17 protein-coding genes are annotated in these 22758 nt (G+C 63.0%); 8 read left to right on the top strand and 9 right to left on the bottom strand.

Translation table 11 applies throughout. The annotated features are described in order from the left end of the window. The first annotated feature begins 514 nt into the window (after positions 1-514). Positions 515-1564, top strand: a complete 1050-nt coding sequence (locus tag ACWA13_RS16695) for an FAD-dependent monooxygenase (RefSeq protein WP_463935402.1) — start codon at positions 515-517, stop codon at positions 1562-1564. A 55-nt stretch (positions 1565-1619) separates the two neighbouring features. Here ACWA13_RS16695 and arfA read toward each other — a convergent pair whose 3' ends face one another. From arfA to ACWA13_RS16670, 5 genes are all read right to left on the bottom strand, one after another. Beyond that, positions 1620-3158, bottom strand: coding sequence for an arabinosylfuranosidase ArfA (arfA, locus tag ACWA13_RS16690; RefSeq protein ID WP_463935400.1), 1539 nt, complete (start codon positions 3156-3158; stop codon positions 1620-1622). 56 nt (positions 3159-3214) lie between these two features. Then, positions 3215-4111 (bottom strand): carbohydrate ABC transporter permease, encoded by an 897-nt coding sequence (locus tag ACWA13_RS16685; RefSeq protein ID WP_463935398.1) that lies wholly within the window; start codon positions 4109-4111, stop codon positions 3215-3217. 2 nt (positions 4112-4113) lie between these two features. Beyond that, entirely contained in the window at positions 4114-5055 is a 942-nt protein-coding gene (locus tag ACWA13_RS16680) for a carbohydrate ABC transporter permease (RefSeq protein ID WP_463935396.1), read from the bottom strand. Between the two features lie 37 nt (positions 5056-5092). Next, positions 5093-6424, bottom strand: a complete 1332-nt coding sequence (locus ACWA13_RS16675; RefSeq protein ID WP_463935394.1) for an extracellular solute-binding protein — start codon at positions 6422-6424, stop codon at positions 5093-5095. Between the two features lie 169 nt (positions 6425-6593). After that, positions 6594-7595 carry a LacI family DNA-binding transcriptional regulator gene (locus tag ACWA13_RS16670; RefSeq protein WP_463935392.1) on the bottom strand — a complete coding sequence of 334 codons (1002 nt, stop codon included), beginning with the start codon at positions 7593-7595 and terminating at the stop codon, positions 6594-6596. A 192-nt stretch (positions 7596-7787) separates the two neighbouring features. On the opposite strand from ACWA13_RS16670, the gene ACWA13_RS16665 reads away from it, so the two are divergent. Together ACWA13_RS16665 and ACWA13_RS16660 are read left to right on the top strand one after the other, a co-directional pair. Continuing rightward, positions 7788-10316, top strand: coding sequence for a glycosyl hydrolase family 95 catalytic domain-containing protein (locus ACWA13_RS16665; protein WP_463935390.1), 2529 nt, complete (start codon positions 7788-7790; stop codon positions 10314-10316). Between the two features lie 24 nt (positions 10317-10340). Beyond that, positions 10341-11273, top strand: coding sequence for a threonine/serine dehydratase (locus ACWA13_RS16660; RefSeq protein WP_463935388.1), 933 nt, complete (start codon positions 10341-10343; stop codon positions 11271-11273). 15 nt (positions 11274-11288) lie between these two features. On the opposite strand, the gene ACWA13_RS16655 is transcribed toward ACWA13_RS16660, so the two are convergent. From ACWA13_RS16655 to ACWA13_RS16645, 3 genes are all read right to left on the bottom strand, one after another. Next, the gene (locus ACWA13_RS16655) at positions 11289-13757 is read right to left on the bottom strand and encodes an Ig-like domain-containing protein (protein WP_463935386.1); all 2469 of its coding nucleotides are present in this window, start codon (positions 13755-13757) and stop codon (positions 11289-11291) included. 27 nt (positions 13758-13784) lie between these two features. Next, on the bottom strand, positions 13785-14411 hold the full coding sequence (locus ACWA13_RS16650) for a hypothetical protein (RefSeq protein WP_463935384.1): 627 nt from the start codon (positions 14409-14411) through the stop codon (positions 13785-13787). A 160-nt stretch (positions 14412-14571) separates the two neighbouring features. Then, positions 14572-14967, bottom strand: a complete 396-nt coding sequence (locus tag ACWA13_RS16645; protein ID WP_463935382.1) for a hypothetical protein — start codon at positions 14965-14967, stop codon at positions 14572-14574. 131 nt (positions 14968-15098) lie between these two features. Here ACWA13_RS16645 and ACWA13_RS16640 point away from each other — a divergent pair, with 131 nt between their 5' ends. From ACWA13_RS16640 to ACWA13_RS16625, 4 genes are all read left to right on the top strand, one after another. Beyond that, positions 15099-15275, top strand: a complete 177-nt coding sequence (locus tag ACWA13_RS16640) for a CsbD family protein (protein WP_463935380.1) — start codon at positions 15099-15101, stop codon at positions 15273-15275. Between the two features lie 140 nt (positions 15276-15415). After that, positions 15416-16084 (top strand): alpha/beta fold hydrolase, encoded by a 669-nt coding sequence (locus ACWA13_RS16635; RefSeq protein WP_463935378.1) that lies wholly within the window; start codon positions 15416-15418, stop codon positions 16082-16084. Positions 16085-16269: 185 nt separating this feature from the next. After that, positions 16270-16554 (top strand): hypothetical protein, encoded by a 285-nt coding sequence (locus ACWA13_RS16630; protein ID WP_463935376.1) that lies wholly within the window; start codon positions 16270-16272, stop codon positions 16552-16554. A 3-nt stretch (positions 16555-16557) separates the two neighbouring features. Beyond that, the gene (locus ACWA13_RS16625; protein ID WP_463935374.1) at positions 16558-17985 is read left to right on the top strand and encodes a histidinol-phosphatase; all 1428 of its coding nucleotides are present in this window, start codon (positions 16558-16560) and stop codon (positions 17983-17985) included. A 9-nt stretch (positions 17986-17994) separates the two neighbouring features. On the opposite strand, the gene ACWA13_RS16620 is transcribed toward ACWA13_RS16625, so the two are convergent. Continuing rightward, the gene (locus ACWA13_RS16620; RefSeq protein ID WP_463935372.1) at positions 17995-20880 is read right to left on the bottom strand and encodes a glycoside hydrolase family 3 C-terminal domain-containing protein; all 2886 of its coding nucleotides are present in this window, start codon (positions 20878-20880) and stop codon (positions 17995-17997) included. A 208-nt stretch (positions 20881-21088) separates the two neighbouring features. Between ACWA13_RS16620 and ACWA13_RS16615 the strand changes: the two genes are divergently transcribed. Continuing rightward, complete coding sequence (locus ACWA13_RS16615) at positions 21089-22756, top strand: extracellular solute-binding protein (RefSeq protein ID WP_463935370.1); 1668 nt, start codon at positions 21089-21091, stop codon at positions 22754-22756. The last annotated feature ends 2 nt before the right edge of the window (positions 22757-22758 follow it).

Genomic DNA, 22758 nt, shown 5'->3' with positions numbered 1-22758 from the left:
GTTGTAGAAGCAATCCTTAGCGCAGTACGGACACCTGAGTGGCCGAGACTGGTGGGTTTTAGGAACTGATGGGAGTCTAAGAATTGCCTACCGCTGGTGGAATCCGAAAACGTCAAGCCCTGGCGATAGCAGCTTTGGTCATGGCTGTACTTACAGTCGTGGCTTCGGTTGTGCCGTTTTTCTGGACAGACAGTTATCCGGTTAGACCGGTCTCCGCCAGTATGGTGATTGCCGGAGCAGGGCTCCTTTGCCTTTGTTATTTCTCAAGCGTCCTCCTGCCTGCAGGAACACGCGCACGAGAATTCACGGTGATTGGGTCCGGCATGGTGGGCATGGCGCTACTCCTGATAGGCGGACTTACGCTCGTCGAAATCTATAGGCCAGCTTCGACCTAAGGACTAATAGCGGCCTGTCCATCCGGGAGGTCGCGGCCGCGCTGAACGTCACCAAGAGTTCGGCCGCCTGCCACTGCCACTAGGTGGGTCGAATTCACTGGAGGTCATAGGGTAGGCCTGTGACAAACGAAGCGATCGTCATCGGCGCGGGAATCGGCGGCCTGAGTGCGGCGCGGGCCTTGAAGCTGCGCGGCTGGTCAGTGAGGGTACTGGAGCAGAGCGCCGCACTGCCCACCACCGGAACCATGCTGGGGATGTGGCCGGCGGCGATCAAGGCGCTGGACGGGATCGGGATTGATGAGTCCGCCCGGCGGGCCGAGGGCTGGGTCCGTATGGCTTCGGGTGCCGGATCGGGGCTGTGGACGCCGGCCGGCCGGAAGCTCGTAGCCACTCCCGGCGGTATGGAGATGAACCTGGTGTCACGGCCGGTGCTGCTTGCAGCTCTCGCTGACGGCGTGGATATCAGCTTTAGTACCCGCGTTGACGGGCTTGGCCAGTTCGCCGGCGCAGACCTGGTGGTGGGGGCGGACGGCATTTTTAGTCGCAGCCGCCAAGAGCACTTCGGTGAGCAGTGCAGTGCCCGTTCGCTGGGAGCAGTGGCCTGGCGCGGAACAGTCAAGGGCGCTGTGCCGGAGCACGGTGAGACCTGGGCCCCCGGTGCCCTGTTCGGCATCACGCCTGCGGGCCCTGAAGCCACCAACTGGTACGCCTGCATCACCTCAGGCCAGGTATTCCCAGCTCCGCACCTGCCGCATCTGGAAGAACACTTCGGATCCTGGCAGGGGCCCGTCCGGGAGGTGCTGGACAGGATCAAAGAGGGCGCTGTTCTGCACCATGAACTCTTCGAAACGCCAAGGCTGCCATCGTTCGTGAGTGGCCGGACGGCACTGCTGGGCGATGCCGCGCACGCCATGGGCCCCTTTCTGGGCCGCGGTGCCTGTGAGGCCATCGTTGACGGCGTGGTGCTGGGCCGGTCCCTGGCCCAAGCTTCCACCCTCGACGACGGCCTCGCCGCCTATGACAGGGCGCGCCGGAGGCCCACACAGCGACTCGTGCGGTCCTCTCGCCTGATGGGCCGCCTCGCCATGATGGACCGCGGGGCCAAAGTGCGGGACTCGGCACTGGGCGGGATAGGCCGGTTGATGATGCTGCGGACCAAAGGGCGTTGAAGACGGCAGAGGCCCCGGCCAAGCACTTCTGACCGGGACCTCTGTTGGCGAGTGATTAGTTCTTGGCCACTTCCAGTTCAATCACGGCCCAGGAAAGCGCTGGCAACGTAACCCGGAGTTCGGAGCCGCTTGCCTTCGCGCCGTGCAGCGGTCGCAGTCCGACGCGGTCCGGGCTCTCCTGGGTGTTCGCCGTCAAGCGATCGCCGTCTTCGGGAATTTCCAGCACCTCTGCACGGAGCACCCGCCGGGCATCGAAGCCACGCAGCGCAACCTCAACGTCGGCCGCTTCCTCCAGGCCCCGATTCGCGAAAAACAGCGCCAGACGGCCCGTTTCTTCATTCCAGGTCGCGCTGACGTCCACCAGGTCCGTGCTTCCGAACCGGGCATTCTCGTACTTGTCTGAGTCAACGGACAAGCGCAGAATCTGGCCCTTGGCGAGTTCAGCCATGCGCGCAAAGGGGTGGAAAATGGTCTGGCGCCAGGCCGGTCCGTTTTCTTCGGAGAATATCGGCGCAATGACATTCACCAACTGTGCCTGGTTGGCGATCTTGACCCGATCGCCGTGACGGAGCAGGGAGTTCAGCAAGGTACCCACGACGACGGCGTCCGTCACGTTGTATTTGTCTTCGATGACCCGGGGGTGTTCGCGCCAGCCGCCTTTGCTGATCTGGCTAAGCTGGTCCTCCGAATCGCGGCCGCGCTGGTACCAGACGTTCCATTCGTCGAAGGACAGGTTGATGCGTTTCTTGTGCTTCCCCTTAGCGCGGACTGCGTCGGCGGTCGCTACTACCGACTCAATGAAGTAATCGGTGTCTACTGCGCTGGCAAGGAAGCTGGCAACGTCGCCGTCATGCTCCTGGTAGTAGGCATGCAGCGAAACATAGTCCACTTCCTCGTAGGTGTGGGTCAGCACGGTCTGCTCCCAGGCTCCGAACGTTGGCATCCCGGAGTTGGAGCTGCCACAAGCCACGAGCTCGATAGTGGGATCGACCAATCGCATTGCTTTCGCAGCCTCCTGCGCAAGCCTGCCGTACTCGTCCGCAGTCTTGTGGCCGATCTGCCAGGGCCCATCCATTTCGTTGCCAAGGCACCAGAGCTTGATGTTGAAGGGGTCTTTGTGTCCGTTTTCGGCACGCAGGTCAGAAAGGTATGTTCCGCCCGGATGGTTGGCGTATTCCACGATCTCGCGAGCGGCGTCCACGCCCCGGGTGCCCAGGTTGATCGCTTCCATGATCTCGGTGCCCGCCTGCTGTGACCAGTCCACAAATTCGTGCAGGCCGAAGGCATTGGTTTCCAGCGTGTGCCAAGCACCGTCCAGCCGTCGAGGACGCTTTTCCCGGGGACCAACACCGTCTTCCCAGTTATATCCGGACACAAAGTTTCCGCCGGGGTATCGGATGACGGTGGCCCCCAGTTCCTTCACCAGTTTGAGAACGTCCTGGCGGAATCCGTTGCTGTCGGCCTCGGGGTGCCCGGGTTCGTAAATGCCGGTGTAGACGCAGCGGCCCATATGTTCAACGAAAGAGCCAAAAAGACGGTGGGGGACTTCTCCGATAGTGAAGTCACGGTCCAGGGTGATTGTTGCGCGTGCCATGTGAGAGAGTCTCCTTTTTGATCAGCACATTGTTTTGTGGCGGCCGAAGTGCAGGGTTAGGTGCCCGCCAGCCCGGTCGTCGCAACACCCTTGATGATCTGGCGCTGGAAGAACAGGAACACGAGGATGAGTGGCAAGGCCGCCAGCAACGCGGATGCCATGTTTTGTGCGTATTGAATGCCGTAGGCGCTCTTGATGGTCTGCAGTCCCACCGGGAGTGTCAGGATGGACGCATCGTTGGTGGCGATGAAGGGCCACAGGAAGTTGTTCCAGGCGCTGATGAACACAAAAATTGCGACGGCGGCAAGGATGGGGCGGGAGAGCGGCAGGATGATCTGGGTGAAAATTCGCATCCTGCTGGCGCCGTCCATCACCGCAGCTTCTTCCAGCTCACGCGGAATCTGGTCAAAGAACTTCTTGAGCACGAACACCATGGCCGGGTGGATCACCTGGGGCAGGATGACCGCCCAGGCGGTGTCGATCATACGGAAGGACACCATCTGGTAGAACAGCGGAATCATCAGCACAGGCGGCGGAATGATGATGGAGGCAACGATCACCGTCATCAGCACCTTTTTCCCGCGGAAGTCGATCCGTGACAACGCGTAAGCCACCAGGGCCGAAATGATCAGGGTGATGATCGTGATGGCCGCTGAGGTATAGAGCGAATTCCACGTCCACAATGGAATGTTGCCATCCTGGAACACCTTGACGAAGGCCTCAGCCGTGAAGCCTGACGGCGGAATCCAGCTGATTTTCGGCGCAGCAGCGTCCGTTTCGCTCTTGAATGCCGTGACGGTTGCCCAGGCGAAGGGAACCATCCAAAGGACGGCCAGCAGGGCTGCGACTGCCGTAACCGCTGCCTTGCCCGCGCTGATCCTTTGACGGGGCTTTGGTGCTGTGGGAGTAGCGGTCCGGCGGGGGGCCGGGCGTGTGAGTTCCTCTGTTGCCATGGTTATGCACTCCTGCGTCGTGCGATGACGAATTGAAGGACCGAAACGATCACGATCAGTCCGAAGAAGATGTATGAGATGGCTGCGGAGTAGCCCAGCCGGTATCCGGTGAAACCTGTTTCAAAAATGTATTGGACCACCGGTCTGGTGGAACCGCTGGGACCACCGGCCGTCATCTGGTAGACCTGATCGAAAATTTTCAACGATGCCAGGACCTGCAGGAGGACGATCATCACCGTGATCGGTGCAAGCTGGGGCAAGGTGATGGAGAAGAACTGACGCCAGGCTCCCGCTCCGTCCAGGGAGGCCGCTTCGTAGTGCTGCTGGGGAATGTTCTGCATGGCGGCCAGGTACAGCAGGAAGTTGAACCCTACGGTCCACCACACAGTGGCGATCACGATAGACCACATGGCTACGTTGGGGTCGTTGAGCCAGCCTATTTTCGGCAGGCCAATTTTCGACAGGGAGTCGTTGATAAGGCCCAGTTGCGGGTTATACATCCAGGTGAAGAAGAGCGAGACCACAGTGGAGGCCAGCAGGTACGGAGCGAAGTAGGACAGCCGCCACAGCCATTGTGCAGGCAACCCGACGTTGAGCAGGGCTGCCATGACCAGGGCAACCAGCACCAGCGGAACGGTACTGATGACAGTGAAGTAGAGAGTGTTGCCCAACGAACGCCACATACCGGCGTCAGCGAGGGCCTCGGCGTAGTTGGCCAGGCCAATCAGGTCGTCGTTGGCTCCGGTGAGGGACTTGCCGGTCAGGCTCATGAAGAGGCCGTAAATTAGGGGCCAGACCAGGAACACCAGGAAGAACGCCAGGAAGGGCGCGGAGAAGGCCCAGCCGTTAATGTCGTTGCTTCTTCGGCGGTGCGAAGCGGGCGAGGCCGGAGGGGGCGTAGCTGTGGGTCCGGCGGGTTGGTTAATGGTTGCTGTGGAACTCATCAAGGACTCCTTTGTCACTCACTGTCACTCGGTGTCATCAGACCGGGTTGGGTCTGGAAAGAAGGGTGTTGGTCCGCTCCGCAAAGGCGTCCCAGCCGACGGAGGCCTTGTCGCGGCCCAAGAGTACGTTCTGTACGTTCTCCGCAAAGAAGGTCTGCCAGTCGGAGCCGGAACCGCTGAACCAGGAATCCGGATCGTAGGCAATGATGTCCGCTGCGTTCGCGTAGTGAATCTGGGGTGTGAGTCCTTTGTACTCCGGAGACTGGACAACCGGCTGGTAGGCCGGAATATGGCCGGCCTCGGCCCAGGACAAGGAGCCTTTGAGGATGTCGCTGACGAACTTGTACACGGCGCGCCGCTTGTCGTCGTCGACCTCCAGTTGCCGCGGCAGGACGAAGGAGTGCGAATCGGCGTAGGCAGCCGGCGTTCCATAGAGCGTGGGGATGGTGGAGGCATCGAAAGGCAATCCGGCCTTCTGCAGGGTGGGCAGTTCCCAGACCCCGCTGAACAGCATCCCTGAGCCACCGCGGGCAAATTCGGCGATGCCCGTACTGATGTCACCGCTCTTGGCGGCTACAGTGTCGTCAAACAGCGACGCCATAAAGTCCAGGGATTCGATGGCTGCATCCCGGTCAACCTGCATCGGTTGCCCGGGGGTCAGGACCATGTCGACGCCGTGCTGCTTGTAGAGAGTGTAGAAGAGACGCCACATCTGGGACCCGCTGCCCAGGTATCCGAAAGACAGGCCATGAGACTGTGTGACCTTCTGCATCTCGCGGGCCACCTGCAGAAACTCCTGGGGGGAGGTCGGAGCCTGAAGCTGGCCGTTGGCTGCGAGGACTCCGGCTTTCCCGGCAACGTCTGTGTTGTAGAACATGACAAAAGGGTGGGAATCCAGGGCGATGGAAAACACCTGGCCATTGTGCTGGCTCTTTTTCCAGATCCTGGGGGCAAAGCTGCCTGCGGTGACGCCATGCTCAGCCAGCAGGGACATGTCCCAGGGATCGATGAGCCCGCCCGGGGCATAGCCGGGAACCCGGCTGGCGTGCATAATAGCGATCTGCGGCGGGCGGCCTCCGGCTGAAGCCATGGCCAGCTTCGTGTAGTACGGCGGACCCCACGCCAGGACTGTGGGGTGAACTGCAAGGCCGGGGTTGCTTTGGTTGGCCCTGTCGATCATGGCCTGCATTTTGATGCCGTCCCCGCCGGACAGGAGATGCCAGAACGCGATGTCCTGCACGGCCGCGTTGGCGGGTCCGCCGCAACCAGTCAGGCCGGATGCCAGGAGCAAACTGCCCAATGCCGCTGATCCTGTGAGCAGTTGACGCCTGCTGACTTGTTTCCCGGCCGAAATATCGAACTGCTTCACCAGTCACTCCTTTGGATGGGTCCGCTGAAAAAAGTAGCCTCGGCACACCTCCTAATGGACTCTCTTCGTGAAGCGAGAAGGCGATGTGACGCACGCCTCACATTACATCGATGTAATAGCGCCCACAAGAGAAATTGTTAGCGCGAACAATCTGATGCTTCGATCTCACTTAGGCACGGGAGCTGTCCCGTTCCACGATCGTGTGGGCAACCGTTGCCACTCGTTGGCAGCTGGTGCGGTCCGCCATCCGCTCTGTGAGCAGCCGCAATGACTCATCAGCTATCCGGCGTTTGTCGAAGGAGACCGTGGTCAGTGCGGGCACGGCGTACTGTGCGTCCGCGATATCGTCAAAGCCGGCTACGGCAATATCTTCCGGGACCCTGATTCCCTTCTTCCACAGGACGCTGAGGGCACCAATGGCCATCGAATCCGTGAAACAGAACAAGGCCTCGGGAAGGGGATTTGACTCCAAAAATGAGGTCAGCGCTTCGGCGCCGGTTTGTGGGGTCCATGTTGTGCAGCGGATCAGCAAGGAATCGTCACGGCCGATGCCCAGCTCACTCAAGGCCTCGTGATACCCACGGGTGCGGAGGATGGCTACAGCGGAACCGCGGCCCGTGTCCGCCCCAAGCACCGCGATGCGGCGCCGCCCGCTCCTGGCAAGTGTCAATGTCATGTCCCGGGCGGCGGCAACGCTATCCACCCAGACCCGGTCAGCCAGCGTTTGGGGCACTTCTCCCAGCATGACCACGGGAGGCAGGGTGACGCCGACTCTGACTGAACTCTGATTCAGGACTACGGGATTGAGGATGAGACCGTCGATGAGACGGGCCCGCGCCTTGGACAAAAGATCCTGTTCGCGCCGGGGATCTGAGCCGGTTTCCTCAATCTGGACACTCCATCCCTGTTCATGGGCAGCCTCCACCACATTGTGGGCAATTTCAGCTGAGTAGGGCGTAGCAAGATCCGGCAACGCCAGTGCGATCACCCCGGATCTGCCGTTGCGCAGGCCGCGGGCCGAAAGGTTGGGCACGTAGTCCAGCTCGAGAATGGCTTGCTCCACCCTGAACCTGGTGGATTCGTTGACGGGGATTACCCCGTTCATTACGTTCGAGACGGTCTTGGGCGAGACGCCTGCACGGCGCGCGACGTCCTTGACGGTGGCGCGCACGGCACCCCTTTCAGAGATTCCCAACGAGCGCCGGCAGCAGCAGCGGCGGCCGCTTCCGCTGACGCTTGTCTACTAATGCTACCGTCCACGGGGCCACGGATGTCCTTGGATTGGATCGGTGCAGTACCGCTGGCCCCAGGCGGGCGCTACTGCGCCCAGACAAATCATCAGATGTCTGACTAGGATGTAGTGGTGCAACAAGAACATACTCTCGTCTATCAGGCCCCGGCTGAAGGCTGGCTTGAAGCCTTGCCTTTGGGGAATGGCAGGCTGGGCGCCATGGTCTTCGGTGGGCAGGAGTTGCCGTCGGCACCGGACGGCAATCACCCGTGGGGACTGGAGCACAGGTTTCAGCTCAATGACAGTTCGGCCTGGTCAGGATCGCCGCAGAGCCAAGCTCTGGAGCCTCACTTCACGCGGACGCAGGCCGATGCCGTCCTGGGGACCAGCCGCCGCCTGATTAGCGAGGGACGCCACGCGGAGGCCCACCAAGTGCTCCGAAAACTCCAGCACCGGCACTCGCAGTCATACCTGCCGTTTGCCGACCTCTTCCTCGCGGTATCTCCGGCGCAGAGCCCGGGGCATACCACTGCAGGCCACATAACGTCTGATGTTAAAGCCCGGCGGCATAATCGCTCCCTCGACCTGTCCACAGCCGTCCACACCACGGCCTATGACGTAGACGGGCATGAAGTCCTGATTGAAGCTTTTGCCAGCCATGATCCCTCCGTGCTGGTCATTACTGTGGATACCGATGTGCCGGAAGGCCTGGATCTCAGTGTCCGGCTGGATTCGCAACTGCGGATCCTCAACCGCACCAGCACCTCCACCCTGGCGGCCCTGGAACTGAAGATGCCGGCCGACGTCGTACCGTCCCATGACGGCGGCGGCGTGCTGTATTCCGACGACGATTCCCAAAGTCTCCAGGGCGCCGTCGCCGTCGCTTGGGAACACAACGGGACGCCCGTCGCTGACGCGGGCGGGGGATTTGACGACGGCGGCCTGGCCGCCGCGGGAGTGCGCCGTGCCACAATCTACGTCACCACCGAAACAACGTTCCGTGGAATTGGCCTTCCCCCTGAGGGAACTTCCCGGTGCGCTGCTGGCCGTGCCGGCGCGCGTCTGGGGGCGGCCGCGACAATCGGTGCAACCGCTCTGCTGGCCCGCCACAAGGAAAGCCATGCGCGGCTCTACAGCAGCTCCGGTATCAGCCTGGACGTCCCCGCCTGGACGGGCACCAGCACAGCCGGGCGGCTCCTGTCCGCCAACGCCCACCCGGACGGGCCGCTGGCCGCCGACCCCGGACTGGCGGCGTTGCTGTTCAATTACGGGCGGTACCTCCTCATTTCCAGCTCCCGGACGCCTGCTCCGGAGGCCGGGAAAGGCAGCGGCTGGCGCGGAACCCCCGCCAACCTGCAGGGCATTTGGAGCGATGAGCTTCCTGCGCCCTGGAGTTCAAACTTCACCACCAACATCAACCTGGAGATGAACTACTGGGGCGCCGAGCCCACCGGCCTGGCGGAATGCACCGGGCCGCTGTTTGCTTTGATCGATGCGTTGCAGGAAACAGGGGCCGCCACTGCCCGGGAGTACTACGGTGCCCGCGGCTGGACCGCCCACCACAACTCGGACATCTGGGCGTACAGCAAACCAACAGGCCACGGCGAGCATTCACCGGAATGGTCCTTCTGGCCCATGGCCGGGCTCTGGCTGGTCCGCCACCTCTGGGAACACTTGCAGTTTGCTGCCGATCCGGTAAGCCGCGACGCTTTCGCCCGGGACACGGCCTGGCCGGCCATTAAGGGTGCCTCTGAGTTCGCCCTGGACCTGCTGGTCGAATTTCCCGATGGCTCTCTGGGAACCAGCCCCTCCACCTCTCCGGAAAACAACTTCCTGGCCGGGGAGCAGGCAGCGGCAGCCGGGGAATCGTCCACCCTTGACCTGGCACTGATCCGGGACGCGCTGGACATGCTATTTTCCCTGGCAGCCGAGCTGGGAAAGGAAGACGACCTTGTAGTGGCTAAGGCCCGGGCTGCCCGGCCGCTGATCCCCGAGCCCGCCGCCGGACGGGACGGGAAGCTGAGGGAATGGCTCGCGGACCCGCCCGAGTGGGAACCGACCCACCGGCACCTAAGTCACCTCTACCTCGTTTACCCGGGAGATACGCCGCTCGATCCTGTCCTCGAAGCTGCTGTGAACCGCAGCCTCGACGGCCGCGGGGACGAGTCCACCGGCTGGTCATTGGCCTGGAAGATCCTGCTCCGTGCCCGGCTCCGCCAGCCGCACAGGGTGGGGGACCTCCTCAGGCTGTTTTTTCGGGACATGGCCACACCTCGGGGCGGTCACAGCGGAGGTCTGTACCCGAATCTTTTCAGCGCCCACCCGCCCTTCCAGATCGACGGCAACCTCGGCTTTGTGGCCGGCCTGGCCGAGTGTCTCCTGCAGAGCCACCGCACCTGTGGAGGGGCACCGGAAATCGAGCTGCTGCCGGCGTTGCCGGAGGAACTTCCCGACGGCGCGGCGGCCGGACTGCGGGCACGGCCGGGAGTGGAGGTGGACCTGGAATGGAAAGCCGGTGTCCTGACTGCGGCCAGCTTCAGGTCAGCCGTGGACCGCCACGTCCTGATACGTTACGGCCGCCATACTCAGGAGTTGCACCTGCAGAAGGGCGAGTCTGTTGCCCTGGTCCTGGACTGCTTCCCTGACGACGGGCACGAGTGAACGCGGGACGGCTAGGCTTAAACCATGATCACCCGAGCCGATGTGGGTCAGGCCGCCGCCAGAATCGCCGGGCTGACCCGGCGCACGCCTCTGCTGGAAGCGGACGGCGGCAGCTACCCGGGGCCGGTCTGGTTCAAATGCGAGTTTCTGCAGCACACCGGTACGTTCAAGGCGCGTGGCGCTCTCAACAGAATCCTCGCCAGCAAGGAACGCGGTGAGCTGAACGCTGAGGCGGGGGTAGTGGTGGCCTCAGGCGGGAACGCCGGCCTCGCCAATGCCTACGCTGCCGTCCGGCTGGGGGTTCCGGCCACGGTCTTCGTCCCCGAATCGGCCCCGGCAGTCAAGGTCAGGAAGCTCGAAAACATCGGCGCCAGGGTGGTCCAGGGCGGCTCGGAATATGCAATCGCCTATGAGGCGGCCGTTACGCACGCGGCCGCAACCGGCGCCGTCTACTGTCACGCCTATGATCAGCCGGAAATCGTGGCAGGGGCAGGCACCGTGGGTTCAGAGCTGCTTGAACAGCTGGACGGCATCGACACTGTCCTGGTGGCCTGCGGCGGCGGAGGGCTGATGGCGGGGATCGCCGCAGCTGTTGAAGGACAGGCCAAAGTGGTGGCCGTGGAACCTGAAAACGCGCCAACCCTCCACGCGGCGCTCGCCGCGGGAAAGCCGGTGGACGTCAGCGTCCGCGGCGTTGCCGCTGATTCCCTGGGTGCCCGCCGCATAGGTGAGATCGGTTTCGCAGTGGCGGTCCGCACCGGCGTCGAAAGTGTCCTGGTGCCCGACGCCGCTATTGTGGCTGAGCGTTCACGGCTCTGGAACGAGTACCGCCTGGCGGTGGAGCACGGTGCCGCCGCCGCATTCGCGGCCCTGCACTCAGGTGCCTATATGCCCGTTGCAGGGGAACGCGTCGTCGTTATCCTCTGCGGCGCCAATACGGATCCCGCGACGCTGTAGCCGCCTTCAATTTACCTAAAAATCCCTGTCGAGCGGGCCCGTCTCGGTGACTGGGGCGAGGGATGAAGCTCTGCCGGTGGTGCTGGTGACGGATGACAGCGGGCTCCATACCATCGCTGCCGCGGTGCTGGAGGTTCGGAGGCTTGCTGAGCCGCTCACGGGCATGCCCAGTGTCACGGTGATTACGGTACTGGGCACCCCGGCGATGGTTGCTGTGGTGGCGGTCATGGTGGCGAGGAAGGTGACGGCGCTGCGGTTCTTTACGAAGTTTGCGTTTGTATTAACTGTTCCCAGGTTTACGGTACTGCCCGGGCGCTGTATGTCGATGGTGTCTCCGTTGTTGCCCAGACCCACGATGTTGCCGTCCCGGAGGCGAAGGGTCACGGGTAGTGCAGCACCGGTCCATCCCGGGGTGACGGATGCCAGGTTTACCTGCTGGCTGTAAGTGAAGGTGAGGGTGTCCCTGGGATCCGGACGGCCCTCGAAGCCGGTTCCGTTGGTTGCCTGAACGTTAACTCCGCGCAAAGGACTGTTGTCCACACGCCTTCCGCCGACGATCGCGGATACCGTTTCCCTGCCTGCACCGTCCGTGAGGATGGCGCGGATGTCGTACTGGCCGTCGGCAACGGTGCGGGTGTCCCAGAGGCAGGAATAGGGTGCTGCCATAACAGTGCAGCGGGTAGCCCATGTGCTGGTGCCCGCCGGAGCTGTCTGGAACCGGATAGTGGTGACACCTGCCGTTGAGTTGGCAGCGGCGTTGAGGGTAGCGATACCGGTGAGATAGGTGCCCGGATCTTCGATGGACACTGAGGAAACGGTGTTGTCAACGATCCTGTTGATGACAGCAGTCGACGTCGTGCTGTTGCCGGCCTCATCAATGGCAGTGGCACGGAAGCTGTAGGAGGCGTTGGCGAGGGTGGTTGTGTCGAACCGGCAGGAATAGGGCGCCACGGTCATGGTGCAGAGCGGCACCCACGTGCTGGTCCCCGTGCGGGCGTACTGGATCTGGGCCTGGGCGACGCCGGAGTGGGCGTCTGCGGGCATAGCCGTGAAGGAGCTGACTCCCCGTAGCGGGCTGCCGGGATCGCCCATGGTCACAATCGGGGCCAGATTGTCCACCATGATGTCGGTGACCGGTTCCGAGAAGGTGGAAGAGAGGCCCGAAACAGCAACGGCGCGGAGATCGTAAGACCCGCCATTGGTAAATTGCGATGTGTTCCAGGTGCAGTTGTAGGGGGCAGCCAAGTTTAAGCAAAGGGCGTTCCACTTGTTAGCACCGGCAATGGAATACTCCACACGGACGGTGTAAGGCGTGTTGCCCGGGCTGTACAGCATGGTGGTCAGGGTTACGGTTCCGCGCTGGACTTCGCCCGGATCTGTGAGGATAACGGCGAACGTGTTCGCTACCGTGGTTTCTACCGGCTCGGAAGTGGTGGAGAGGCCTGCGTTGTCCGTGGCCGTGGCACGGAGACTGTAGGCGCCGTCCGCCACTGTCTGCGTGGCCCAGGTGCAGGCAAATGGGGCCACCGTCACGGTGCAGAGGGTGGTCCATACGCCGCCGGGTGGCTGGTATTGGAGCTCCACATTACCGATGCCGGATTCGGCGTCGCCGGCATCGGCAGTCAATGTGACGTTGGCCCGCACGATGCTTCCGGGACTGGCCATGGTGACTGAAGGCGGCATCCAGTCGGCGGCGGTGCCAAAAGTGCTGCCGGCGTTGGCGGTGCTGTCCGTGAAGGCAGCCGAGGAGAAAGCAGTGGAGGTGGCAACGACCAGGACCCCCAGGGCGGCCACGATCCCTACAGCCGTACCTGCCTTCAAGCGCCCCTTCCATGAACTTTGTCTGGCGCCGATGGGAAACGGGGCAGGCGAAGAAGCACCGCCATCACCATCCCCGTCCTCGTTAGCGCCCTGTTCTTCAGGAAGCGGGCCGAACACAGCTGCAGCCACAGCGAGCAGTGTGAGTAGGCACCACAGTGCCAGCGCGGGGAAATTACCGCTTCTCAGCCACAGACCGGGGAGCCCCACAGCAGGAACAAGAACTCTGGCCTGGCCGGTAATCTGCCCACGGTCCAGAGGAGTGCTGTCAACGGTGGCGTTGGCATCCCCGGCCGTCACAAACGAGCCGTCCGGGTTCTCCGAGACGATCCGATGAAGCCGGGTTTTTTCCACACCGCTGGGTTCCGCTGATGCAGGGCTGGTGAATTCCACCACGCCGCCCAACGGAACTTCCTGGCCAGGGCCGAACGCTGCGGCTATCACCACGTCGCCGGCGCTGATGTGCGGCTCCATGGAACCGCTCTGGACCACGGAACCATGCCAGCCCAGCAGGACAGGGAGAGCTGCAATGAGGGCAAGGCTCAACAGTACGCCCAGATAAAGCCGCGACAGCGTAGAGGCCACAAAAAGCGCCCAGCCATCAGCGGAAAATAGCCGGTCCCACCAGGAAGGATCCCGGGCAGACCCGGGATCCTCCCGGTTCACGGAGTCAGGATCGCCACAGCTCCAGGACTAAGGCGTTGCCGGCGAGGCGTCGGACTGGAGTTCCCACACCAGATCAATGCCCACCCGGGCACCCTGCAGTGCGTTGACGTCGTCCTGGCCGAGGCCGGTGGTATCGAAACGCCAGGTCCCGCGGTAGCTCTGCTTTTCGCCGGGCGTACCGGCCGTCTTCCAGGCTGCGCCCCCGGTGGCGAAGTCGCGGTTTACAGTGGCAAGTGTGGAGATGGGCAGCTCCGGGACGGTGTTTAGCGTGGGGATGAACCCGGTGCAGTCATTGAAGGAACCGCCGGTGCCCTGCTCCAGATCAAAGAAAATCCTGTTCTCCAGGCCCTTCGCGGTAATCAGGTTCTGCGTGTAGGCCCGAACTTCGCCCGGAACGGTGGAGTTGGAGGTGACCACGATGCACTTCTCGCCCGTCTGGCCGGGGACGATGTTCTCCACGGTGAAGGCGGCAGCGCCGAGATCATCGTCAGTGAGGGTGACGTTGCCGGTGCTCCAGGCGCTGCCGGCGTTGCGGGTGGAAGCCGTAAAGGCGGCCTGCGAGCCTTGCCACACCATGCCGCCGGCGACGAGGACGGCAAGCGGACCGGCTGCAAACACGGCGATCTTACGGATACGGGCAGAAGGGGTTTTCATTACTGAGACCTTGTCTTAGAACCGATAAAACGAATGTTTGCTCGGCCTATCCAGAAAGACACCCCCAGGTATCCCGCTGCCCCCAAGCACTGACATCCCCCAATGTACGGCATGCACCGTCATACTTGACATTGCGCGTCATAAAGTTTAAATAGGGCCATCAGAACATCAGCAAAAAGAAGCCAGCAAACGTGCACACGATGCCAACGGTGGTCAGGATCCAGCCGACAATCAGGACGGGGTTGTCATGCCGGGGTTCGGCCAGGCTCCACCGGGCAGGATGGCAGAGGTCATAGTGGAGGACGATTTCAGCGCCTGGCTTCAGCCCGACGGTTTGCTCGGCTGTGTGCAGCGAAATATGAGGCGAGTTCCCGGCATCGGACCACCTGAACCCCTTAAACCCTCCGGCTTCGAAAACCTCAGCTGTGGTGCTGGTCCACGGGCAGCGGTATTTGGTAATGACCCAGCCGGCGATGATCAGCGGTATTCCGGGGACGAGGCCCACCCAGCTCATCAGCTCCAGGATGGCGCCAAGATGATCTACGGGCTCTGGCATGCTCTGATTTTATGCTGAGTCCGGGGAGCGTGAAGCACCCCGGTTGGGTTCCGGCCCGGCAAAAGCGTGATTAGGATGGAAGTGTTAGCCGCTGGCGGTGCCGGCGGGAACCAACCGTAGGGAGAAACACCATGGGTTTGGATGACAAAATCGGTAACGCTGCCGAGAAGCTCGGCGGCAAGGGCAAAGAGACCACCGGCGAAGCAACCGGCGATAAAAGCCTGCAAGCCGAGGGCAAGGGCGATCAGACCAAGGCCGATCTGAAGCAGGCCGGCGAGAAGGTCAAGGACGCCTTCAAGAAGGATTGATTCCTGTTACATGACGAAGGGGTGCGGTTCCCATAGGAGCCGCACCCTTCCTGTATCTGCCTGTACTCCACTGAGCTTCGCTGGGACTGTATGTGGCTAAGGCGGGCTTGTTCGCAATGTTTTGAGACAGGGGTGGCATTTTGGCGGTTTTCGTACTGATTCATGGTGGCGGCTCCACCGCCTGGGACTGGCATCTCGTCAGACCACTGCTCGAGGCATCGGGGCATGACGTCATCGCGGTCGATTTGCCTATCGAGGACGAGAACGCCGGGCTCGAGGATTATGCCCATGTAGTAGTTGCAGCGGTCGGCAATGCCCGGCATGTCATCGTGGTTGGTCACTCGTTGGGAGGTTTCACGGCGCCCTTGGTCTGCGACGAGCTCGCAGCGGACGGTCTCATATATCTTGCGGGAATGATCCCACTGCCGGGCGAGACCTTCGGGGACTGGTGGACCAACACGGGCCATGACCGCGAGAGGATAAACCCGGACCAGCAGGCGTCGTTTTTCAACGGAGTCCCTGAAGACCTGGCCCGCCAGGCTCGCGACAAAGATCGCGACCAGCAAGGCGAATGGATGGCCCGGCCCTGGCCTGCCCAGCGGCACCCCGCCGTCCCCACCAGAGCAATACTGTGCCGCGACGACCAGTTCTTTCCCGCCGCGTTTATGAGACGCCAAATACAGCAGCGGCTTGGAATTGAGCCGGTGGAAATTCCGGGTGGACACTACGTCACCTTGAGCCATCCGGACGCTGTAGCTGCGGCCCTGAACGGCTTCTCCCAGGAGCTCGCCCAAGCGCGGGACAAATAAGCGCGGGACAAATAAGTCCGGGCAAGGAACCCCGACAAAGTAACCCAAAGCGGACCGAGGACCTTGGCTGGATGACGGGAAGTCGCAGCTCAGTGCTCCAGCCGTTGGCCCAGGGTTCATTTGCCCGCAATCCCGGCCTCCTAGCCTGAATCAGCCCCCACGAATTATGGCCAAGGAGACAATACGTGTGCACTGAAGAGAAGGATTGCGGCAGCCAGGACGCCAGTTTGGCGCTTGCTGACGCTGAGCTGAAAGCAATGGGGTTGAGCAGGCGACGCATCCTGCAATCCGCCGGTATCCTGGCGGCCGGCTCGGTGTCTGCTTTGGGCGCCGTGCGCCCGGCCGCCGCCAGCCCTGGAAACAACGATCCACGGCTCACCTGGCTGGTAGGCGACCACCACGTGCACACGCAGTTCAGCCATGATGCCAAGTACATGATCAAGCAGCAGCTCGACGCCGCGGAAACCTAAGGTGTGGACTGGCTGGCCCTGACGGAGCACAGCAACTTCGGGCGCGCAAACAACGGCGGTGCGGTCAACTCGAACAAAGAGATCCAGGCCCAGCGTGCCGCCCGCCCGGACCTGCTGATCTTCCAGGGCCTTGAGTGGTACATCCCGGGCGCAGAGCACGCTTCGGTGCTGGTAACGCCTGGCCCGAATGAAGTCAGCCTGTTGCGCACGTTCGAACTCGTCTGGGATGGCAAGCTGAACCAATGGGAGAAGCCCGCTCCGGGTACGGCCCAGGTGGAAACGTTCGAACGCAAAGCTGTTGAAGCCATCGCCTGGCTGGCCGAACAGCGGCGGACGGGCTACGTGGCCGACGTCGTGGCACTGGCGAACCACCCCATGCGCCTTGGCATCGATTCGCCCCACGAACTCCGTGCCTGGCGCGACGCGGCCCGTGAGGTGATGATCGGCATGGAGGGTGCGCCCGGTGCACAGGGTTCTGGTACCGGCCAATTCGCCGTGCCGGGCGATCAGCGCGGCGAGTACACCAACAACCCCAGCCAGTTCAGCTTCGCGGGATACCCTCTCGACGCCTACCGGCCCTACGGCGGCTTCGACTGGGCAACGGCCACCGTGGGCGGCGTCTGGGACTCCATGCTGGCCGAGGGGCTGCCGTTCTGGATCACCTCGAACTCAGACAACCACCTGACGGTCAAGGACACCTGGAAAACAGGACCCTACCCGGCTGAGCAGCCCTATCTCAGCCTCCCCAACGAATTCGACCGTTGGTCCGTGGAGGGCAAACGCCCGGATCCGTTCGACTCGGGCGAGCGGCAGGGCGGAAGCGACTTCTGGCCCGGGCAGTTCAGCCGAACCCACACCGGCGTGACCGAGCGGAGCTACGCAGGAGTCCTGCAGGCAATGCGCAACGGCCGCATGTGGGTTGACCATGGCCACCTGCTCCAGGGCCTGGACGTCCGGGTACGTCCGCTAAGGAACAAAGGCAACAACGGCAGGAACGGCGTCACCCTCGGTTCCCGGCTTAGCGTGAGCCGCGGCGCCGACGTCGAAATCTCCATCACGATAACCGCCACCGACTACCGGAACGCTGCCGGCATCCTTCCGAAGCTGGCGCACGTCGACGTCATCGGTGGCCCGGTCACCGGTGCGGCGGCGGACCGGGACAGCATGCGGGCTGAAGGCACCACGGTGTGGAAGCAACTGGACGTCTCAGGACGCACTGGCACCTTCACCATCACGCATGTGGTCAAGGACGTCCAGCAGTCCTGTTACTTCAGGCTCCGCGGCAGTGACGGAAACCGCAACGGGACCGGCTACCACGGTGCTTCCGTTGATCCCGCCGGCCCTATCCGGCACGGCAACAACCTGGGCGACGCCGATCCCTGGGTGGACACCTGGTTCTACGCCAACCCGGTGTTCATCGACGTGGCGTAGGACAGGCGGTCAGTCCAGCTTCAACGCGCTCACGGTCACCGGCCCCTCAAGGACCACCCGCAGCGCACTGAACCCGTCCTGCGTACCCAGATCAAAAGTCACCTCGCCGTTGACGGCAGGATCCACCGCGGCGGAACCGGCATCTGCCCAGGTACCTCCGTGGGCCGGCAGTTGCAGCGCTATCCGGGCAGGACCTGTCGAGGAAAGACGGAAGGTGGCGCGCATTGGTGTGCCACCCTCCCAGCCCCGGTAGACCGCCGTCGCCCTCTCCTGTGGGGAAGAAGGCGCGACGGCGGTCCCGGCCAGAGGTGTTTCCGGCACGAGCGCCAGGTTGCTGTGGTGGTCAAAATGTTCGGCGCGGATCCATTCACCGCGTTGGCGTTGGCGGCTGCCTTCACCCGCGACAGCCAACTCCACGCCCAGGGGGAGGCTGCTGGCAGATGGGCCTGCCATCAACTCATACTTTCCGGGCTCAACCACCATCCGGCCTTCCGTCACGCTGAAAGTGGCAAGCCGGTCCACAGGAACAGGAATGGTGACTGTGCGGCGCTCGCCGGCGGCCACGTCCACGCGGGCGTGCGCCACGAGAAGGCGCCGCGGAAAGTCGAAGCGGTGGCCGGCGCAGGCGGCGTAGACCTGGACCAGTTCGTTGACAGGGCGGGTACCGGTGTTGCTGACCACAACCTGCAGGGTGGTCTCCCCGTTTTCCTCAGCGGCCGGAACCAGTCCACAGGACTCATAGGCCACCTTGCTGTAGCCAAGGCCGTGGCCCAGCGCGAACAATGGCTCGGCGTCGCTGTAGAGGTAGGTGCCCCTGGAGGCGATCAGGTCGTAATCCAGGATGTCCGGCAGGTCTTCGTCCCGGGCCCACCAGGTCTGGGCCAGCCGGCCGGTGGGCTCCGCGTCACCGCTGAGTACGTCGGTCACCCCGTTGCCCAGCTCCTGCCCCGCATGGGATGTCCATGCAATCGCGGGAATGTCAGCCAGCGGCCCCAACGCGTACGGGTAGGAGGAGACGATCAGCAGGACCGTCCGCGGGTTTGCTTCCCGGACCACCCGGACCAGTTCCTGTTCCTGCTGGGGCAGCGCGAGGGTGGAGCGGTCGATGGTTTCCCGGCCACCCAGATGGGGATCGTTGCCCACGACCACGACGGCGACATCAGCCGCGGCGGCTGCCTCACGGGCGGCCTGCTGCCCGGAGCGCAGAGTCCGCAGCAGGAACCTGTCGGCTGTTTCCTCAGTGTTGGCCGAAAGAGCGGCGCTTCCGGTATGGGACTCAATCCGGAGCCACTTTCCGGAGCCGATGTGCTGCAGGGCCACGGTCCCGTCCGAGGCGGTGTGGAACCGGAAGGTCTCCTGGACCACCCAGCCGCCCACGCGGTCAGCGGACGCGGAGAGGTAGTAGCCGTTCGCGGCAACAAATTTCCCGCTGGACGTGGATTGCAGGGTGCATTCGCCGCCGCCCCAGTCCTTGAGGAGGAAGGAGTGGTTCTGACCTGGGGAGGCTTCTTGCGCTGCGAGCCCGGAACCTCCTGTAGCAACGCCCAAGTAAGTGTCGGTACGCAGGCAGCGCAGTGTCACCTGGTCCACGCCCGCCTCGGCCACCACATCCCCGTACCTGGCAGTCAGGCCGTCCGCGAGGCTTATCTCGTTCTGCAAGGTTCCGCTGTACCAGTCACTGAGGACTGTTGATCCCAGTGCACCTATCACCGCGATTTTGCCGGGCCGGTCCCCGAGCGGAAGGAGGGGCTCGACGCCACAAGGAGCGTTCCTCAACAGCACCACAGATTTCCGGGCTGCTTCACGCGCCAGCTCCACATGGGCCGCATCGCCCACAAGGTCCGCGGGCAGCAATCCGTACGGGCCGCTGTCCGGCTCGAACTCACCTGTCCGCTCACGCAGGACCAGGAGCCGGAGGACGGCCCGGTCAATGTCCTCCTCGCTGATCAGTCCACGTTCCAGGGCGGCATGAAGGTGCTCCAACGACGGCAGGGGATTGTCTGAGTCTTCGGTGAAACTGTCCACCCCGGCACGGAGGGCGGCCGCATAAGCTGACGGGCCGTCGTCGAAGTACTTCTCCGCGGTGTACAGCGACGACGGGGCTCCGGCGTCAGTAACAATGGCCAGTTCATCCCCTCCGCGCCACGTGCGAAGCTCGGACGCCACCAGGTCCGAGACGTGGGCGGGCCTGCCGTTGACCAGGTTGTAGGAGAGCATCACAGCTCCTGCCACACCGTGCTCGATGGGGCCGCGGAAGGCAGGAAGCTCGTACTCATGCAGCACACGGGCACGGAGTTGGCTGCTGGTGACGTTGCGGTCGGCTTCGTTGTTGTAGGCCAGGAAGTGCTTCAGGGTGGGAACCGTCAGCCAAAAGCGTTCATGTGTGCCTTTCAAGCCTGCGCAGTATGCGCTGGCAAGGCTGGCCGTGAGATACGGGTCCTCAGAAAATCCCTCCTCGTTGCGCCCCCAGAGCGGGTGGCGCAGCGGGTTCACCACCGGCGCCCACACATTGGCGCTGACGCCAGAATCCAGGGCCTTTTTCCCCCGGAGTTCCAGGCCCACGGCAGTTCCCACCCGGCGGATCAGGTCTTCATCCCAGCTGGCGGCGAGGCCCACTGGCTGCGGAAAAACAGTAGCCCGGCCCAGCCAAGCAACGCCGTGGGCAGCCTCCGCTCCGGTGTGGAATGACGTCAGGCCAAGTGACTCGATGGCGGGCGCGTGCTGGTGCAGCATTGCGATTTTCTGGTCGCGCGTCAGCCTGGCCAGCAGGGTCGAAGCGGTTGTGGGTGAAGTGCCGGCCTGGGCTGTCGCGTCGGCGGCGGGGGCGGTGGAAGTGGAAGGCACGCTGATCCGTTCGTGGGCAAAGTTGTTTAAACGCTTGCGCGCTGAGGACATTTCAAACATTGTGGCATCTCGCTATGTGAGCTGCAACACAAGAAGCCCTTGCGCTCTAACCGGCCCTCCCCTAGGCTAAACGCAATCGAATCGTTTCGACATTATTTTCCTTACCGCCCCTGTGGTCCTGCAATGATCAGCAGTCCGTCCGGCACATGCGCGCCGGTGTCAGGGGTGTCCTGAAAGTCCACACAAAGGAGTGCAGAACATGCTTGGAAACTTCACCTCCCCGGAACCCACGCCGCCTTTGACACGATTGGCAGGCGGAAGCGTCGGGCGTCGTTCCTTCCTGGGGATCATTGGCGGCGCCGTCGCCATGGCGGCCCTCAGCGCCTGCAGCAGCGGCGGTGCGGCGCCTCAGGCCACCAGTTCGGCCGGCCTCGCCGAAGCAACAGCCAAGCTGGTGCCGGATTACATCCCGTTGAGCATCGTCACGCCGGATATCCCTGGCGTGAACGGTTCGGCCCCCGGTTTCACCAGCATCCCCAAGCTGGTGAAATCCGTACAGAGTGTCCCGGGCAAGGGTGGAACCTACACCGTGATGACTCCTGCCTGGTGGGCCATTCCCCAGGCAGACAACAGCTACTTCAAGGCCGTCAACGAACGCCTGGGCGCCACGTTGAATTTCCAGGTCAGTGACGGCAACACCTACGCGGACAAGATTCAGACCGTCCTGGCCTCTCCCAAGGACGTTCCGGACTGGGTGGTTATCCCGTCCTGGAACCTGCCGCCCCGGTTCGGCCAGGCCGCGAAGGGCCTGTTTACGGACCTGTCCGAGTACATCGCCGGTGACAAGGTGAAGAAGTATCCCAATCTGGCCAACCTGGAGACGGCGGCATGGAAATACAGCTGCTTTGAGGGCGGACTCTACGGCCTGCCCTACCCGGCGGCGCTCATCACGGACGCCTTTTTCTACCGCAAGGACCTGTTCGACGAGCTGGGGGTGGCGGCACCCACGACGGCTGACGAGTACCTGACCCTGGCGAAGGAACTGACGGATCCGGCCAAGAACCGCTGGGGTTCTGACGACGTCTGGAACGGCGCCCAGATCATGCACGGCGTGGTTCCCAAGTGGAAGCTGGTGGACGGCAAGCTCCAGAACAAGTTCGAGACGGACGAATACCGTGCCGCCCTGGAATGGGGCGCGAAACTCTTCGCCTCCGGCGCAGTGCACCCCGATGCAGTCGCCGGCAACTCCCAGCAGGCCAAGCAGCGGTTTGAGTCCGGTGCCGTGCTGATGACCAACGACGGCCTGGGCGGCTGGCACGAGGCCCTGGGCAGGGTGCTGCCCACCAACCCCGGCTTCAAGATGGAACCGATGGACTATTTTGCTCCCGACGGCGGCAAGCCCACCCTGTTCCGCGGCTCACCGGCCGCCATCTTCAGCTTCATCAAGAAAACCGACGACCGGGCCAGGGTGGAGGAGCTGCTGGCCATAGCCAACTTCGCTGCGGCCCCCTTCGGCACCGAAGAGAACATGCTGATCAACAATGGCGTCGAAGGCGTCCACTACACGCTGGACGCGCAGAATATCCCGCAGGCCACGGAGCAGGGCAAGCAGGAAGTCACCAGCACCTATGCCTTCCTGGTCAACGCGGCGGTGGTGAACAACCATGTCCAGTACCCGGGCTACGTGAAGACCAAAACCGAGTGGGAAGCCCGGCAGGCGCCACACGTGATCGACGATATTTTCTACGGCCTGCAGATCCAGGAACCCAACAAGTTCGGTTCCCTGGGAGCCCCATTCGAGGACCTCGCAAAAGACATCCTCCGGGGACGCAAGAGCATTTCTGACCTTGACGGCGCCATCGATACCTGGAAGCGCAACGGCGGCGATGAACTGCGTGAGTTCTACGCAGGGTTTCTGAACGCGTAGGA

The organism is Pseudarthrobacter sp. TRD_SC_9 (assembly GCF_055361265.1).
This window is presented reverse-complemented; position numbering and strand designations above follow the sequence as displayed.